Origin of the sequence: Actinokineospora xionganensis (assembly GCF_014323725.1) — a bacterium.
GTDB classification, from domain to species: Bacteria; Actinomycetota; Actinomycetes; order Mycobacteriales; family Pseudonocardiaceae; genus Actinokineospora; species Actinokineospora xionganensis.
On sequence record NZ_JABVED010000018.1, the window covers coordinates 90,566 to 105,316 of the forward strand.

15 protein-coding genes are annotated in these 14,751 nt (G+C 69.0%); 8 read left to right on the forward strand and 7 right to left on the reverse strand.

All coding sequences use genetic code 11. The annotated features are described in order from the left end of the window. Nucleotides 1-97 precede the first annotated feature (97 nt). From GPZ80_RS26230 to GPZ80_RS26240, 3 genes are all read right to left on the reverse strand, one after another. Nucleotides 98-445 carry an RNA polymerase-binding protein RbpA gene (locus GPZ80_RS26230; protein ID WP_091369889.1) on the reverse strand — a complete coding sequence of 116 codons (348 nt, stop codon included), beginning with the start codon at nt 443-445 and terminating at the stop codon, nt 98-100. Between the two features lie 236 nt (nt 446-681). Continuing rightward, entirely contained in the window at nt 682-1,434 is a 753-nt protein-coding gene (locus GPZ80_RS26235; RefSeq protein WP_187223778.1) for a thymidine kinase, read from the reverse strand. A gap of 26 nt (nt 1,435-1,460) precedes the next feature. Further along, on the reverse strand, nt 1,461-2,879 hold the full coding sequence (locus GPZ80_RS26240; protein ID WP_187223779.1) for an MFS transporter: 1,419 nt from the start codon (nt 2,877-2,879) through the stop codon (nt 1,461-1,463). A 220-nt stretch (nt 2,880-3,099) separates the two neighbouring features. On the opposite strand from GPZ80_RS26240, the gene GPZ80_RS26245 reads away from it, so the two are divergent. From GPZ80_RS26245 to GPZ80_RS26255, 3 genes are read left to right on the forward strand one after another with little or no spacing between them, the layout of a single operon-like run. Beyond that, on the forward strand, nt 3,100-3,750 hold the full coding sequence (locus GPZ80_RS26245; protein ID WP_376771719.1) for a transglycosylase family protein: 651 nt from the start codon (nt 3,100-3,102) through the stop codon (nt 3,748-3,750). Between the two features lie 46 nt (nt 3,751-3,796). After that, nucleotides 3,797-4,117, forward strand: a complete 321-nt coding sequence (locus GPZ80_RS26250) for an ArsR/SmtB family transcription factor (RefSeq protein ID WP_312880585.1) — start codon at nt 3,797-3,799, stop codon at nt 4,115-4,117. Continuing rightward, on the forward strand, nt 4,114-4,629 hold the full coding sequence (locus tag GPZ80_RS26255; protein WP_187223760.1) for an SRPBCC domain-containing protein: 516 nt from the start codon (nt 4,114-4,116) through the stop codon (nt 4,627-4,629). The genes GPZ80_RS26250 and GPZ80_RS26255 overlap by 4 nt, the downstream gene beginning before the upstream one ends. Nucleotides 4,630-4,700: 71 nt before the next feature. Here the strand turns inward: GPZ80_RS26255 and GPZ80_RS26260 are convergent, their stop codons facing one another. Both GPZ80_RS26260 and GPZ80_RS26265 read right to left on the reverse strand, forming a co-directional pair. Further along, nucleotides 4,701-5,519 (reverse strand): arylamine N-acetyltransferase family protein, encoded by an 819-nt coding sequence (locus tag GPZ80_RS26260; protein ID WP_187223761.1) that lies wholly within the window; start codon nt 5,517-5,519, stop codon nt 4,701-4,703. A 50-nt stretch (nt 5,520-5,569) separates the two neighbouring features. Further along, nucleotides 5,570-6,352: a glycerophosphodiester phosphodiesterase family protein gene (locus GPZ80_RS26265; protein WP_187223762.1), complete on the reverse strand. Its 783-nt coding sequence runs from the start codon at nt 6,350-6,352 to the stop codon at nt 5,570-5,572. A gap of 68 nt (nt 6,353-6,420) precedes the next feature. On the opposite strand from GPZ80_RS26265, the gene GPZ80_RS26270 reads away from it, so the two are divergent. The 3 genes from GPZ80_RS26270 (at nt 6,421) to GPZ80_RS26280 (ending at nt 9,199) form a co-directional block, all read left to right on the forward strand. Beyond that, nucleotides 6,421-6,783, forward strand: a complete 363-nt coding sequence (locus GPZ80_RS26270; protein WP_091369874.1) for a hypothetical protein — start codon at nt 6,421-6,423, stop codon at nt 6,781-6,783. A gap of 61 nt (nt 6,784-6,844) precedes the next feature. Further along, a complete protein-coding gene (locus GPZ80_RS26275) occupies nt 6,845-8,623 on the forward strand; it encodes a putative bifunctional diguanylate cyclase/phosphodiesterase (protein WP_312880586.1) in 1,779 nt (592 codons plus the stop codon). 9 nt (nt 8,624-8,632) lie between these two features. Further along, nucleotides 8,633-9,199, forward strand: a complete 567-nt coding sequence (locus tag GPZ80_RS26280; protein ID WP_187223764.1) for an NIPSNAP family protein — start codon at nt 8,633-8,635, stop codon at nt 9,197-9,199. Nucleotides 9,200-9,276: 77 nt separating this feature from the next. Here the strand turns inward: GPZ80_RS26280 and GPZ80_RS26285 are convergent, their stop codons facing one another. Continuing rightward, nucleotides 9,277-9,900 (reverse strand): TetR/AcrR family transcriptional regulator, encoded by a 624-nt coding sequence (locus GPZ80_RS26285; RefSeq protein ID WP_187223765.1) that lies wholly within the window; start codon nt 9,898-9,900, stop codon nt 9,277-9,279. Then, the gene (locus GPZ80_RS26290; protein ID WP_187223766.1) at nt 9,900-10,718 is read right to left on the reverse strand and encodes a class I SAM-dependent methyltransferase; all 819 of its coding nucleotides are present in this window, start codon (nt 10,716-10,718) and stop codon (nt 9,900-9,902) included. The genes GPZ80_RS26285 and GPZ80_RS26290 overlap by 1 nt, the downstream gene beginning before the upstream one ends. 225 nt (nt 10,719-10,943) lie before the next feature. On the opposite strand from GPZ80_RS26290, the gene GPZ80_RS26295 reads away from it, so the two are divergent. After that, the gene (locus GPZ80_RS26295; protein ID WP_187223767.1) at nt 10,944-11,708 is read left to right on the forward strand and encodes a putative protein N(5)-glutamine methyltransferase; all 765 of its coding nucleotides are present in this window, start codon (nt 10,944-10,946) and stop codon (nt 11,706-11,708) included. A gap of 100 nt (nt 11,709-11,808) precedes the next feature. Further along, nucleotides 11,809-14,652, forward strand: a complete 2,844-nt coding sequence (locus GPZ80_RS26300; RefSeq protein ID WP_187223768.1) for a glycosyl hydrolase family 95 catalytic domain-containing protein — start codon at nt 11,809-11,811, stop codon at nt 14,650-14,652. Nucleotides 14,653-14,751: the final 99 nt, after the last annotated feature.

Here is a 14,751-nt window from a genome sequence, read left to right on the forward strand (position 1 = left end):
AGGGCGACTCGTGTTGCTCTGGGTGGCAAGTCAGTCCGGGCAGGCGACAGCCGCCCGGCTGGGGGTTCCGGGCGGCTGTCTGGTCTGTGGCCGCAGGTCAGGCGCTGCGTGCGCCTCGGCGGCCGCGGAGTTCCTGCAGACGCTCGGTCAGCAAGTCCTCCAGCTCCGGGATCGTGCGGCGTTCGAGCAGCATGTCCCAGTGGGTGCGCGGCGGCTTGGTCTTCTTCGGTTCGGGAGCGGAGCCGTCGATCATCTTCGACTCCGTGCCGTGCAGGCGGCACTCCCAGACCGAGGGGATCTCGGCGTCGTCCGAGAACGGCACCTCGAAGTCGTGGTCCTTCGGGCACGCGTAGCGAACCGTCCGGCGCGGGGCCAAGTCGTGATTGCGGTCAGTCTCGTAGCTGACCGCTCCCAGCCTGCTACCACGAAGCACACGGTCGGCCATGGCGGTGTCCTTTCGCTCGGCCCGTGCGGGCCTAGGGGTGTTGCTTACCCAGAGCAACGAGCAAAACGAGTATTTCATTCCCGTTCGCCCGCTGCCGTCGCTTACGGTGACAAGCTTCACCCGTCAACAACAGCATCCTCCTAAGGGATGCCCACGCGCCGGTTTTGTGACGCGCTATCGCACATTCGGCATGGACATATCACCCCTCCGGGTGATGGTAGCCGCAAGAGGCCTAGTCAGGCGAACGTGAGTTGACCTTGGACCCCCTGGCTGAGCCCCAGATCACCCAGACGGAAGTGCCTGCGGCACAGAACCTGGTAACGGACGGTAGTAGACCATTGCTCCGGTAGGGGTTCACTGTCCGTACCGACACGAGCATGCCCCGTGTCCGCGACGAGAACGGTGTCCCCAGCGCGTGTCACCTGGCCGTCCTGGACCCGGGCGTTGAACCGGGCAGGCAGCCCGCACCAGCACAGGACGTCGACCTGGACCGGCTGCAGGTCGTCGGCCAGTTCGAACAGCCGTCGCGACCCTGGGAACAGGGTGCTGCGGAAGTCCGTCGCGATGCCGAAGCAGTACACGTCGACCTGCGAGTCGTCGGCGAGTTCGGCGAGCTGGTCGACCTGGGCCGGGGCGAGGAACTGGGCCTCGTCGACGATCAGGTAGTCCACCCGCGACCCGGCCGCCCAGGTCGACCGGACCAACTCGCACAGGTCGACGTCGGCGTTGATCTCGATCGCCGCCCGGGAGATCCCGATGCGGCTCGAGATCTGGGGCTTGCCCGAGCGGTCCCGCAGCACCAGGAGCAGGCCCTTGCGGCCCTGCCGGGCGTGGTTGTGGTCGACCTGCAGCGCGAGCGTCGACTTCCCGCAGTCCATCGGCCCGTAGTAGAAGCGCAGATGCCCGGTGACGGGCACGGCCCGGCGCGAGCCCGCGGCGGGCACGGCGGAGAGGGCGTCGGTCGGGTCGGGATCGGCTGTGGTCTCCATGGTCACGGGCGCGAACCCTATCGGTCTCAGAGAATCGCCGGTTCCGGGTTGCCGACGGCCTGGATGGCCCGGCGGATGGGCACGAAGTACATCAGGACCAGGCCGATGAAGAAGAAGATGACCAGCGAGATGATCGCGTACCGGTAGGAGCCGGTGGCGCCCGCCATGAAGGCGAACAGCAGCGGGCCGAGCCAGGAGGTGGCGCGCTCGCCGATCTCGTAGATGGAGAAGTACTGGGCTTCCTTGCCCAGCGGGATCATCTGGCTGAACAGCGACCGCGACAGCGCGTTCGTGCCGCCGAGGACCAGGCCGATGCCGCCCGCGACCAGGTAGAACTGCATTGCCTGCCCGGCCTGCACGAAGTACGCCGCGCCGATGACCAGCACCCACACGCACAGGCTGATCATGATCGTCTTCTTGGCGCCGATGTGTCGGGCGACCAGGCCGTGCAGCATGCCGCCGAGGAACGCGACGAACTGCACGATCAGGATCGTGGTGATCAGTACGTCGGCGGAGAACTTGAGCTCCTCGCGGCCGTACTGGGCCGAGACGTTCGCGACGGTGGCGATGCCGTCGGTGTAGATGAGGTAAGTGCCCAGGAACGCCAGGGTCAGCGGGTAGGCGCGGGCGTGGCGCAGCGTGCCGCGCAGCTCACGGAAGCCCGCGGTGACCACCGAGCCCTCGGCGGGCGTGGTCTTGGCCGGGTCGTGGCCGCGCAGCCTGCGCAGCGGGATGGTGGTGAACACCGCCCACCAGATGCCCGAGAGCAGGAACGCGATCTGCGCGGCGTTGCCCTCGGAGATGCCGAAGCTGTCGCGGAACAGGTAGATGACCAGTTGCAGGGCCAGGGCCAAGCCGCCGCCGAGGTAGCCGAACGCCCAGCCGCGGGTGGAGAGGCCGTCGCGTTCGTCGGCCGTGGCGATGTCGGGGATGAACGAGTAGTAGATGACCACCGACGTGCCGTAGCCGATGTTGCCCAGGATGAAGAACACCACCCCGAGCTCCCAGTTCGACCCGCTGACCAGGGCCATCGCCACGGTCGCGATCGAGCCGCCGAAGGCGAAGAAGGCCAGCATCGGCTTCTTGTTCGACGTGCGGTCGGCGATCGCGCCCATCAGCGGCACGATCAGCACCTGGATCACGGTGGCGAACGACAGCAGGTAGCCCCACAGCGAGCCCGCGGCGAAGTCCAGCCCGAACAGGCTGATATCGCAGTCCTTGAGCTTGTCGGTGTTCCCCGCGGCATCGGCCGGGCAGGGGTTGGGCCCGTTGCGCTCGGTGTCGGCCTGTGCGGCGGTCGCGGCGACGGCGGTGAGGTAGAGGGACCCGAAGACCGTGGTGACCGACGTGGGGAACACGGAGTTCGCCCAGTCGTACCAGACCCAGCCGCGCTGCTCGCGCTTGCGCGCCGCCTCATCGGCGACTGGGGTGTTGTCTTCCACCATGCTCACGCTGCCTCCGCGAAATGACCGGCACCGGGCGTGCGCACGCCCGGCACGGCGGAGAGTACTGGCCCCGCCACCGGTTGCGGTGGGCATTGCCCGGCCGAGTCCAAACGGTCACCTTCATCATCGCGGCGCGTGGCCGCGCGCTACCCGCGCGGGTGATACGTGAGGCGGGTGTTGCGGTTGTGGCTGATGGGACTCCGGCTTACCGTCCTCGGTTATGGCTGGTAGACGGGTTGTCTCACGGATGGTCCTGCTGGTCGCGGTCGTCGTCTCGACCGCCGTCGTCGCCGGGCCCGCAGCCGCGGCCGACCCGCCCGCCGCGGACTGGGCCGAGCTGCGGATGTGTGAGTCCAGCGGCCGTTACACGGTGAACACGGGCTCGGGGTACTACGGCGCCTACCAGTTCGACCTGCCCACGTGGAACAGCGTCGGCGGCAAGGGGTACCCGCACGAGGCCGCGCCCGCCGAACAGGACTACCGCGCGCTGTATCTCTACCGGATGCGCGGCTGGCAGCCGTGGGAGTGCGCGGGCATGCGTGGTCTGCGGCCTGATTCCGACGCCCGCAGCAAGCGGGTGCCGACCTATGCCGAGTCGGCATATATCGGCGGCGGGTCCACCGCGCCGCCGCCCATCATGCCGCCCTGGCCCGGCGTGGTCTACGTCTTCGGCGACTGCGCGCCCGCCCTGCGGCAGTGGCAGTTGCGGATGAACGTGCACGGCTACCGGTTCCAGGGGAGCGGCTGCTACTACGCCGAGACCCAGCGCGCGGTGCTCGCCCTGCAGCGGGCCAACGGGATCGTCGACTCGGGGAAGCTCGGCCCGAAGACCTGGCGGGCGGCCTGGCAGGGCGTCGCGCCGAAGCCGTGAGAACAAGGGCTGGACATGTGACCATTTGGTCACCTATTCTGGTCACGTGAACGACGACCGGGTGTTCAAGGCATTGGCCGACCCCACCCGGCGCCTGCTGCTCGACCGGCTGTTCGCTCGCGACGGACAGACGCTCGGGGAGTTGGAGACCGACCAGGAGATGACGCGCTTCGGCGTCATGAAGCACCTGAAGGTCCTCGAAGAGGCCGGGCTGGTCGTCACGCGCCGCTCCGGGCGGGAGAAGTTGCACTTCCTCAACCCGGTGCCCATCCGACTGATTCATGACCGCTGGATCGACAAGTACACCGACGAGCGTCACGTGAGCGCGCTGATCGAGCTCAAGGCGCAACTGGAGGACGAGACATGACCACGACGCAGCAGACCGTGCAGGTCTACAAGATCTACATCAAGGCCACCCCCGAGGCGATCTGGGACGCGATCACCAAGCCGGAGTGGACCGCCAAGTACGGGTACACCGGCGTGGTCGACTTCGACCTCAAGCCCGGCGGCGCGGCGCGGACCTACCCGAGCGACGCGATGCGCGAAGCGGCCAAGGAGCAGGGTTATGACATGCCCGACCTCCTCATCGATGGCGAGATCCTCGAAGCCGACGCGCCGCACAAGCTGGTCATGACCTGGCGGATGCTGATGGACCCGACGTGCGCCGCCGAGGGATTCACCACCCTGACCCACGAGATCAGCGAGGTCGAGGGCGGCTACTGCGCGCTGACCGTGTCCCACGACGTCACGAACGCGCCCACCGTCGCCGCGATGGTCAACGGCGACAACGGCGACCCCGGACAGGGTGGCGGCGGGCACCCGTGGATCCTCAGCGACCTCAAGTCGCTCCTGGAGACCGGCAAGATCCTCGCCGGTTGACCGCCACGCCGAGGACACCGCCGCCCCGCTTCCCCGGGCGGCGGTGTCCTCGGTTTGCGGTGTCCTCGGTGTCAGGCCCCCAGCTTCACGCGCACCGCGTCGAGTTCGTCGGGGGTGAGGTCGATGTCCAGGCCGGGCAGCACCTCGCCGAGCTGGTCGTACCCGATCGTGGTCGTCTCGGTCCGCCCGTCGGGGTATTCCACGCTGAGTTCGTTGCCGACCAGCCTGCGGCTGACGCCCTCGCTGAGCCGCTTCACGATCAGCTTGCCGGGGAACGGCGAACCCGGGCCAGTCGCCGCGTAGTGGTTGCCCACCTCGAAGTCCACCGCGAGCTGTGGGACGTCCTCGAACTCGTGCTCGGGCTCCCATCCGTCCTTCGTCAGCCGCCACAGCGACCAGCCGAGGTCGGTCTTCCGCACTTGGTGCGGCCATCCGGCCTGGTCGACCTCCGAGCCGTCGATCAGCGGCATCGGCTGCCAGATCGACGCCCCGAACCCGACGTCGACCAAGTGGTCCGCGCCGTCCACGGTGACGACAAGCAGGGCGTGCGTGCGCGGACCGGACCGTTGCGGCCCGACCCGGCCGAGCCTGCGCCGCACGGTGAAGCCGAGTTGTTCCGCCGCCGCCGCGAACAGCGGGGCATGCTCGAAGCAGTACCCGCCGCGCGCCCGGTCGACCATCTTGGCCGCCACCGCCTTGACGCTCAGGTCCGGTGGACCGTCGACGAGCACGCCGATGTTCTCGAACGGGATCGCCCGCACGTGCGCGATGTGCAGTGAGCGCAGTGCGTCCAGCGAGGGCGCGACCCGAGGGTGATCGATGCGCGCGAGGTAGCTGTCGAGGTCGAGGTCCTCGGTGGCCCAGTCCGGGGCGGGGGAGAGCTTCGTCATGCGTTCATGGGATCACCTCCAGCGCACTGGAGGTCAAGAACGACGAGGACTCACGCGTGCGCCCACAGCCCCCGCTCGATCAGCACGTCCTTGAGCACCTTCGGCTTGTCCGTCATCAGCCCGTCGACGCCGAGGTCGAGCAGTTCGCGCATCTGCTCCGGCTCGTCGATCGTCCACACGTGCACCTCGGCGTCGCGGCGGCGGGCGACCGCCACCAGGCGCGGGTTGACCACGGTGATCCGGCCCTGACGCACCGGCACCTGACACACCAGTGGGCGGTCCGAGCGCCGCGCGAAGAACTGTGGCAGCTTGCCCGTCGCCCAGAACCGCGCCATGGCCCGCATTCCCATCGACGTCAGCGCAGGCGGGCCCGCCAGCTTGCGCACCCGCGCCATGCGCGCCTCGGAGAACGACGCCAGGCACACCCGGTCGAACGCGTCCATCCGCCGCAGCAGCTCCAGCGTCGGCGCCACCGCGGCGTCGCTCTTGAGATCGATGTTGATCAGCGCGTCGGGCAGCTCTTCGAGCAGGTCTTCGAGCCTGCTGACCGGTTCCCGCCCGCCGATCTTGGCCTGGCGCACCGTCGCCCATGGCAGCAGCGCCACCGCGCCGGACCCGTCGGTCGTGCGGTCGAGGAGCGCGTCGTGGTGCACCACGACCACGCCGTCGCTCGTGGCGTGCACATCGGTCTCCAGATACCGGTATCCCTCGTCGACCGCGCGCTTGAACGCGACCAGGGAGTTCTCGAGGCCGTCGAGGTCGTCGTAGTGCCAGCCGCGGTGGACGAAGGCCCGCGGGTAGGGGCCGGCGAAGAAGCCGTGATCGGATCGCACCTGCTGAGTGTGCCTCAACGGCGTGGCGGTCGCGGTGTACTCAGGGTGTCCAGATAGCGTCCAGCGCCATGGTAGTGGTGACCCAACCGGTGGACGTCGTACGCCGCCGTGACGAACCCCGGCACTGCGGCTGGTGCGGCCGACAGCTCCCGGGAGACCCGCGCGCGGGCAGGCCACGCCGCTATTGCGCCCAATCTTGCAGGCAGCGTGCGTATGAGCGGCGGACCGCGGTGCAGCGTGGCGGGCTTCCCGAAGACGCTGTCGTGCTGTCCGCCGCGGAACTCGCTGACCTGCAGGATCGCCTGTTCCAGCTGCGCTGCGCGGCCGAGGATGTGGTGACCGCGGCCCGCGACGGCGCGAGCGCGGCGGAGCTGATCGGCCTCGCCGAAGCCATAGAGATCAGTGCCAAGGGGCTTGAGCGCCTGCGCTGAACACGTTCGGTCCACTACGCTTCGTGCGCATGTCCCCACGAGAATGGGTGAGGGAGACCGGGTGACGGACCACGAGACCGCCCCCGCGGAGATCCTGTCCGCTACCGATACGGCCTTCGCGCTCACCGATCGAGCCTCGACCGTGCGCTGGGTGAATCCCGCGATGGCCGTGCTGCTCGGTCTGAGCGTCGAGCAGAGCATCGGCCGATCGCTGACCGCGCTGCTGGCGGGCGCGCCCGACGGGCCGCGCGACGACGACGTCATGCTGCCGCAGCCCGCGATCGACGGCGCCAGTTATCGCTGGCTCGAGATCCGGTGCACCGCCACCGACGACGGCCTGCTCTACCGGGCGACCGACGTCACCCGGTGGCGCAATCGCGAACTGGACGCCGTGGGCTTGGCGAACCACCAGGACGAGCTGCTGCGCCTCGTCGACGAGGATCCGCTCACGGGGCTGCCGAACCGGCGCGCGCTGACCCGGGAGTTGGAGCGCCAGCTCGCCCTCGGGGTGCGCGGCGCGTTCCTGCTGCTCGACCTCGACCACTTCAAGGACGTCAACGACCTGCACGGCCACCCCACGGGCGACCGGGTCATGTGCACGCTGGCGTCGCTGCTGCGCGACCGCATCGGCAGCGGCCAGGTACTCGGCAGGCTCTCGGGCGATGAGTTCGCCGCCGTGCTGGCCGACTCCGACGAGCGCGACGCCGTGGCGGTGGCCGACCGGCTGCGCAACGCCATCGCCGCGATCCCGATGACCGGGGTCGCCGGTGCCAGCCGCATCACCGTGTCCATCGGCGTGGCGACCTTCGACTCGGGCGTGTCGTGGCAGGAGGTGCTGGCCAACGCCGACATGGCGCTCTACGCGTCCAAGGCGGCGGGCCGCAATCGGGTCACGGTCTACGAACCGGGCCACTACCAGGACACCGCGCTGCGGGTGACGGTGATCGAACGCGTCCGCGCGGCGCTCAAGCACGGCGGTTTCGTGCTGCACGCGATGCCGATGGTCAAGCTCGGCAGCGGGCGGGTGATCGGCCACGAACTGCTGCTGCGGCTGGAGGACGGCAAGGACCCGCACCTGGGCCCCGGCGAGTTCCTCCTCGCCGCCGAACGCAGCGACCTCGTCTTCGAGATCGACCGCTGGGTCGCGGACAAGGCGATCCAGACCCTTGTCGAGCACCCGTACCCCGGGCTGAGATTCAACGTCAACGTCTCCGGCCGGACCCTGGAGGACGAGGACTTCGGCGACTTCGTCCTCGACCGGCTCACCGCCGCGGGCGTGGCCCCCGGCCGTCTCGGCTTCGAGATCACCGAGACCGCCGCGGTCACCAACCTCGATGCCGCCCGCAGCCTGTCGCAGCAGCTGCGCGCCAGCGGCTGCCGCATCACCCTGGACGACTTCGGTTCCGGGTTCGGGTCGTTCGTGCACCTCAAGGAACTGCCGATCACCGGCCTCAAGATCGACGGCGAGTTCATCCACGGCATCGACTACGGCAGCCGCGACACCGTGCTGGTCCAGGGGATCGTGGACATCGCCCGCGGCCTGGGCCTGTCGGTTGTGGCCGAGTGGGTGGAGCGCGCGACGCAGGTGGAGGCGCTGTCCCGGCTCGGAGTGCGTGTCGCGCAGGGGTTCCACCTCGGCAAGCCGGAACCACTTGAGACGCTGCTGGCCCGGCCGCACGGGGTGTGGATGCGCAGGCCCACGCTGATGCAGGACCTCGACACCATGGACTCCGCCGCTGCCAGGGCGGAGGCCGCCGCGCGGGCCGAGTCCGCCGCACGGGCCGAGTCCAGTTCGCGGGCCGAGTCCGGCTCGCGGGGAATTGTCGGTGGTCGCGGCTAGGTTCGGGGCATGATCCTCGAGCTCCGCCAGTACACCCTGCACCCAGGCCGTCGCGACGAACTGATCTCGCTGTTCGAGCGCGAGTTCGTCGAGTCCCAGGTGGCTTTGGGAATCACCCTGCCCGGGCTGTTTCGCGACGCGGACGACCCGGATCGGTTCGTGTGGCTGCGAGGGTTCGCGGACATGGCGGCGCGCAAGGCGGCGCTTGAGGCGTTCTATGGCGGACCGGTGTGGAAGGCGCATCGGGACGCGGCCAACGCGACGATGATCGACTCGGACAATGTGTTGCTGTTAGGCGTTGTACGGGACTTCTCAGATGCTTCTGTTGGGTCGCCGGTGACCGCGATGATCCATTACTTTGATGCGCCGGTTACTGATGATGTGGTGGAGAAGGCCGCTGCTGAGCCGTTTCTTGCGGTGTTTCGGGGGGACTACAGCGAGAACACCTTTCCGGCGTTGCCGGTTCGGGTGGGGGAGCAGGTGTTGGTGACGTTCGGTGGTGGACCTGCGTTGTCTTCGCGGGTGGAGACGCTCAGGTTGGAGCCGACTCTTCGATCTGCTCTGCGAGTTCGTTGAGCGGTGGTTCGCCTGCGGGGCTTGCTGGGGTGCCTGTTTGGGTTCGGCCTGCCGGTTTGGGTCTGCCGTTCGTTTTCCTAGCGGTTTGAAGCAGGGGATGCGATGCCGTGTAGGACTGTTCGGCTGATGGTGGCGGCGAAGTCGTTTGGCACCACTACTTCCGTGCCGCCGTAGAGGTGGGGGAGGACTACCTCGTGGCATGCGCCGATGATCATCGTGGCAGCTGCTTCGAGGTCGGCGTCAGTGGCGATTCGACCTTGTTTCCTCTCTACCGCAAGGAAATCCACCAGTTCTTGGCGCAGTCCCCGGCCATCCGCGGTCGGGTTGGTCAGCGCCCTGAAGCGGACAAGCACCTCAGGCTGGGCGAGCAAGGCGGTGAAGGCGGGCAGTATCGCCTCGTGCAGCTTAAGACCGCGTTCGACGAACTTGGTGAGCGCTGTCTCGACGGGGTCCACTCCCGGTTCTGGCGGCGCGCCCAGGGTCGCCTCGACCGACCTCACGTGAGCATGCAAAGCGAAGGCCAGCAGGTCCTCCTTGTCGGCGAAGTGGTTGTACAGCACTCCCGCCGCCACCCCGGCCTCCTGTGCGATGTCGCGCACGGTCGGGGTGGCGCCGCGGCGGGCGAGGAGTCGTTCGGCGGTGGTGATCAGGTGTTCGCGCAGGGTTTGGTCGCCTGCTGCCGCCACCTTGCGCGGGGCCATCAGGCGCGCACCGCCTGGATTCGCCAGGCGGCGCCGCGCAGTCGCACGCCGTCCGGGGTCTCGAAGCGGCGCATCGACTCGGTGAACTCGGTGCGGACCAGGTCGGCGACCTCCGGCCCCGCGTTGGCCAGGGTGAACCGGACCGGTCCCCAGTCGGCGAGGAAGGCGCCCGCGTCGGCGGCGTCGCGGCCCCACACCTGGTCGGCGTCGACCGGGTCGGTCGTGATGTCGGTGTAGCCCGCCTGCTCAAGGATTCCGCGCACGACACCGGGATCGCTCATCGACAGCGGGCCGGCGTCATCGGCCTCGGCGTTCATCCAGGGCAGCTGCTCGGCCGCGCCGATGACCTCGGCGAGGTCGTGTTCGGCCATCGAACGCATGCTCAGCATCGCCAGCCGCCCGCCCGGTCGCAGCGCGTTGCCGAGGTTGGCGAACGCGGCGACGGGGTCGGCGAAGAACATGATTCCGAACCGGCTGACCGCCACGTCGAACTCACGAGTGAACGCGAACACCTGCGCGTCGCCCTGGACGAACGTGACATTGTCGATTCCCTCCTCGGCCGCGACCTGCCTCGCCCGGGCGAGCATCGGCTCGGACAGGTCGAGCCCCATGGCCCCAGTGGCCCGACCCGCGGCGAGGCGGGTGAGCTGGCCCGCGCCGCAGCCGATGTCGAGGACCCGGTCGTCCGGGCGGACCAAGTCGAGCAGGGTCGGGTTGAACTCGAAGTTGATCGCGTTGTAGCGGTCGTGGTGGTCGGCCCAGTGCTTCCCCTCGTAGCCGTTCCACGCTTCGGCCTGGCCGGTGTTGATCGTCTCCATCGAAATCCCCCTGTGAACGATTGTTCATGAACGCATGTTCATCATGGACCGTGACCCGGCGGGAGCGCAACATCGAGTAGGGTGGCGACGCCGGTGTCAAAGGAATCGAAGGAGGTGGGAACCCATGACCGTCAGGTCAGGTCGGGTGCTCTCCTCTCACGGCCACCGGGTCCACCGGGTTCGGTGACCACGAGAGCGCCCGTCGGCATCCCCGAAAGGCGTTCCATGTCGTCCCCGATCGTCACCACCCTTCGTTCCGCCGGCTGCGTCTTCGCCGAGGACGAAGCCCGCCTCCTTCTCACCACCGCCGCGACCCCGTCCGCGCTCGCCGCGATGCTCGCCCGCCGGGTCGCGGGGGAGCCGCTGGAACACGTGCTCGGCTGGGCGGAGTTCCACGGCCTGCGCATCGCCGTCGACCCGGGTGTCTTCGTGCCCCGGCGACGCACCGAGTTCCTCGCCCGCCAAGCCGCCGCCCTCGCCTCGCCGGGCGCCGTCGTCGTCGATCTCTGCTGCGGGTCCGGCGCCGTCGGGGCTGCCGTGTCCGCCACCGTCCGCGGTGTCGAGCTGTATTCCGTGGACATAGACCCGGTGGCCGTGGCGTGTGCCCGACGCAATGTCCGCGGCGCCGTCTTCGTGGGTGACCTCTACGATCCGCTGCCCGACTCGCTGTGCGGCCGTGTCGACATTCTGGTCGCGAACGCCCCCTACGTCCCGACCGACGCGATCGTGCTCATGCCCCCGGAAGCGCGCATCCACGAGCCGCTCCACGCCCTTGACGGCGGGGCCGACGGTCTCGAGATCCAGCGCCGGGTGAGCGCCGCCGCCGCGGGGTGGCTGGCCTCGGGTGGGCACCTCCTCATCGAGACCAGTGAACGCCAGGCGCCGCGCACGGCCGAGGCGTTCGAGCGGGATGGACTGTTCCCGCTCGTGGTCGAATGCGAGGAACTGGGCGCGACCGTCGTCGTCGGCACCAAGTCGGGTATTGCATAAAGGTCAGATCTATTCGACACTCATGCGGCGAAAATCACGCACCTTCAGCGTTCACGGCTGTGAACATTGGATGAATCGGCCCGCTTCCGATGGAGTGTCCATGCCGAACAGCTTTCCTCGCCGCTCGTTCCTGTCCTGGTCGGTCGCCGCGGCCGCGCTGCCGGTGGTGATGACGGGGGCGTCGCCCGCGCTCGCCGCCGGGGCCGTGCTCGATGATCGGCTCGCCGCGGGCACCGGGTGGCGAGACTTCCTCGGGGCGTTGGACCTCGTGTGGCAGTCGGTGCCCACGTCCTTCTATCAAGGTCCGTTCCTGGGCAACGGCGGCCTGGGTGTGAGCGTCTACCAGCGGTCGGGGGCGAACCGGCTCGCGTTCGTCCTCGGCGACAGCCGGGTGCGCGACCACCAGGCAGTCGGTGGTCCGTTGTGGGGCGGGGCCCGGCTGCCGGTCGGTCACCTGACGCTGCAGACCACGGGGGCGGTGACGGGCGTCGACTTGCGACTGTCCTTATGGAACGCCGAGCTGAGCGGCTTCGTGACCACCACCAGTGGTGTGCTCTCGGTCCGGGCGTTCGTCCACGCCCGCAAGGATGTCCTGGTGGTCGCCGCGGTTGCGGTGAGCGGCACCGAGACCGCCGCGTGGACCTTCACCTCGCAGGCCGCGGTCAGCCCCCGGCAGCAGTTCTACCCGACGCAGCGGCCCACCGACCTGCTGAACAACCCCGCGGCGGTGACCACCACGACCGCCACCGGCGGCACCTGCGTGCAAGACCTCGCATGTGGCGGTCGCACCGAGACCCGCTGGACCCGACGCACCGAACCCGACGGGGTGACCGCGACCCTGCTGTGCACCGTGGCGCACAGCGCGACCGACCGCTCCGCCGGCACGACCGCGGCGGCCACCATGAGCGCCCTGGGCACCCTCGACCAACTCGCCGCCGACCACCGCTCATGGTGGAACGCCTTCTACCCGCGCAGTTTCGTGTCCGTGCCCGACACGAAGCTGATGAGCTTCTACTGGACGCAGCTCTACAAGGCCGCCAGCGCCACCCGCGCCGACCGACCCGTGATGGCCACGACCGGCCCGTGGCTGGAGCCGACACCGTGGCCCGCGGTCTGGTGGAACCTCAACGCGCAGCTGGAGTACTGGCTGCTCTACGCCACCGGGCACACCGAACTGGACTCGCTGAGCAAGTCGATGGCCGACAACGAGGCGGGCCTGATCGCGAACACCCCGCAGTCCTACCGCGGGGACTCGCTCGTGCTTGCCCGGTCCTCGCAGGAAGACCTGAAGTCCGAGGTGTCGAGCGTGCCCGGCACGACCTCGCCCCTGTGCGAGGCGGGCAACCTGACCTGGGCGCTGCACAACGTGTGGCTGGCCTACCGGCACACCATGGACGACAACCTGCTCCGGAACACGCTGTTTCCCAGGCTGCGCAAGGCGATCAACTTCTACCTGCACTTCCTCACCAAGGACAGCGCGGGCGTCTACCACCTGCCCACCACCTACTCGCCGGAGTACGCCAACACCAGTGACTGCAACTACGACCTGGCACTGATCCACTGGGGCTGCCGGACCCTGCTGGCCGCCGCCGACCGGCTCGGCATCGCCGACCCGCTGGCGCCGAAATGGCGCGACGTGCTCGCGCGCCTGACCCCGCCTCCGCAGGACGCCACCCAGGGACTGTGGATCGGCAAGGACAAGCAACTCACCTCGTCGCACCGGCACTTCTCGCACCTGCTCTGGTTCTACCCGCTCTACGAGCTGGACGTGACCGTGCCCGCCAACCGGGACCTGCTGGTCAAGTCGCTGGCGCACTGGCAGAGCCTGACCGGCGCGCTGCAGGGCTACAGCTTCACCGGCTCTGGCTCGATGTACGCGTTGCTGGGCAACGGAAACTCCGCGCTGACGCAGCTGAACAAGCTGGTCACGTCCTACATCAAGCAGAACACCATGTACGCCGAGACCGGCCCGGTGATCGAGACACCGCTGGCGGGTGCGCAGACCATGCACGACATGCTCGTGCAGAGCTGGGGCGAGGTCATCCGGGTCTTCCCGGCCGTGCCGACCGCGTGGGCGGACGTGACCCTCCACAACCTCAGGGCCGAGGGCGCGTTCCAGATCAGCGCCCGGCGGCGGGCCGGTGTCACCGAGTTCATCAGGGTCCGCAGCCTCGCGGGTGAGCCGTGCCGAGTGCGGCCGGGTGGGATGGCGGGTCCGTACAGCGTGCAGCCCGCCGGGGCCACGCCGGGCCCGATCGCCTGGACCCAGCGGGCCGACGGTGTCCTTGAGATCACCCTCGCGGCGGGGCAGGAGGCGCTGATCACGAAGGCCGGAACGGCGCCCGCCCTGGTGGTCGCGCCGGTGGCCACCCCGACCAAGGCGTCCTGGGGGCTGCCGCCCACCGCGGGCGGCACACCGCTGGCGATCGCGTCTCTGCTGAACAACGACGGCATCTCCTGGCAGTCGGCCACCGCGGACGGCGATCTCGACTCGGTGGGATACACCTTTCCCGCCGAGGAGATGCCCACGCCGGGTCTGTTCGTCTCCGGCGGTGTCAACTGGACGATGCCGGGCTACCCCGACGGGCAGAAGAACAACCTGGTCCCGAATGGACAGACGATCTCGGTGCCTGCGGGCGTGTACAAGGAGCTTCACGTTCTGGGTGTCGCGACCCAGGGCAACGCCACCGGCTCGGTCACCTTCACCTACGGCGACGGCTCCACCTCGACCGCGCCCCTGAACCTCTCCGACTGGGGCCGCGCCACCACGAACGGCGAACTCGTCGCCGTGCAGACGACCCACCGGCACAGCCCCTCGGGCGACCACCCACTGCGAGTCCGGCTGCTGCACCAGACGATCCCGGTCACCGGCACCGTTGCGCTGACCTCGATCCGCCTTCCCAGCCACGGCAGGATGCACCTGTTCGGACTGACACTGCGGTGACCGGCGAGGACAGCGGCCCCGAGGGCTTTCGCCCGCGGGGCCGCCGTTTCGCTCCCCCTGGGTCAGGTGGTGAGTGTCCAGGTGTCGATGTAGCCGGTG

Excerpts from the sequence above, each read along its gene's own strand:
- GPZ80_RS26230 (WP_091369889.1), bottom strand. The coding sequence starts at position 445 with ATGGCCGACCGTGTGCTTCGTGGTAGCAGGCTGGGAGCGGTCAGCTAC.
- GPZ80_RS26235 (WP_187223778.1), bottom strand. The coding sequence starts at position 1,434 with ATGGAGACCACAGCCGATCCCGACCCGACCGACGCCCTCTCCGCCGTG.
- GPZ80_RS26240 (WP_187223779.1), bottom strand. The coding sequence starts at position 2,879 with ATGGTGGAAGACAACACCCCAGTCGCCGATGAGGCGGCGCGCAAGCGC.
- GPZ80_RS26245 (WP_376771719.1), top strand. The coding sequence starts at position 3,100 with ATGGCTGGTAGACGGGTTGTCTCACGGATGGTCCTGCTGGTCGCGGTC.
- GPZ80_RS26255 (WP_187223760.1), top strand. The coding sequence starts at position 4,114 with ATGACCACGACGCAGCAGACCGTGCAGGTCTACAAGATCTACATCAAG.
- GPZ80_RS26260 (WP_187223761.1), bottom strand. The coding sequence starts at position 5,519 with ATGACGAAGCTCTCCCCCGCCCCGGACTGGGCCACCGAGGACCTCGAC.
- GPZ80_RS26270 (WP_091369874.1), top strand. The coding sequence starts at position 6,421 with ATGGTAGTGGTGACCCAACCGGTGGACGTCGTACGCCGCCGTGACGAA.
- GPZ80_RS26280 (WP_187223764.1), top strand. The coding sequence starts at position 8,633 with ATGATCCTCGAGCTCCGCCAGTACACCCTGCACCCAGGCCGTCGCGAC.
- GPZ80_RS26285 (WP_187223765.1), bottom strand. The coding sequence starts at position 9,900 with ATGGCCCCGCGCAAGGTGGCGGCAGCAGGCGACCAAACCCTGCGCGAA.
- GPZ80_RS26290 (WP_187223766.1), bottom strand. The coding sequence starts at position 10,718 with ATGGAGACGATCAACACCGGCCAGGCCGAAGCGTGGAACGGCTACGAG.
- GPZ80_RS26295 (WP_187223767.1), top strand. The coding sequence starts at position 10,944 with ATGTCGTCCCCGATCGTCACCACCCTTCGTTCCGCCGGCTGCGTCTTC.
- GPZ80_RS26300 (WP_187223768.1), top strand. The coding sequence starts at position 11,809 with ATGCCGAACAGCTTTCCTCGCCGCTCGTTCCTGTCCTGGTCGGTCGCC.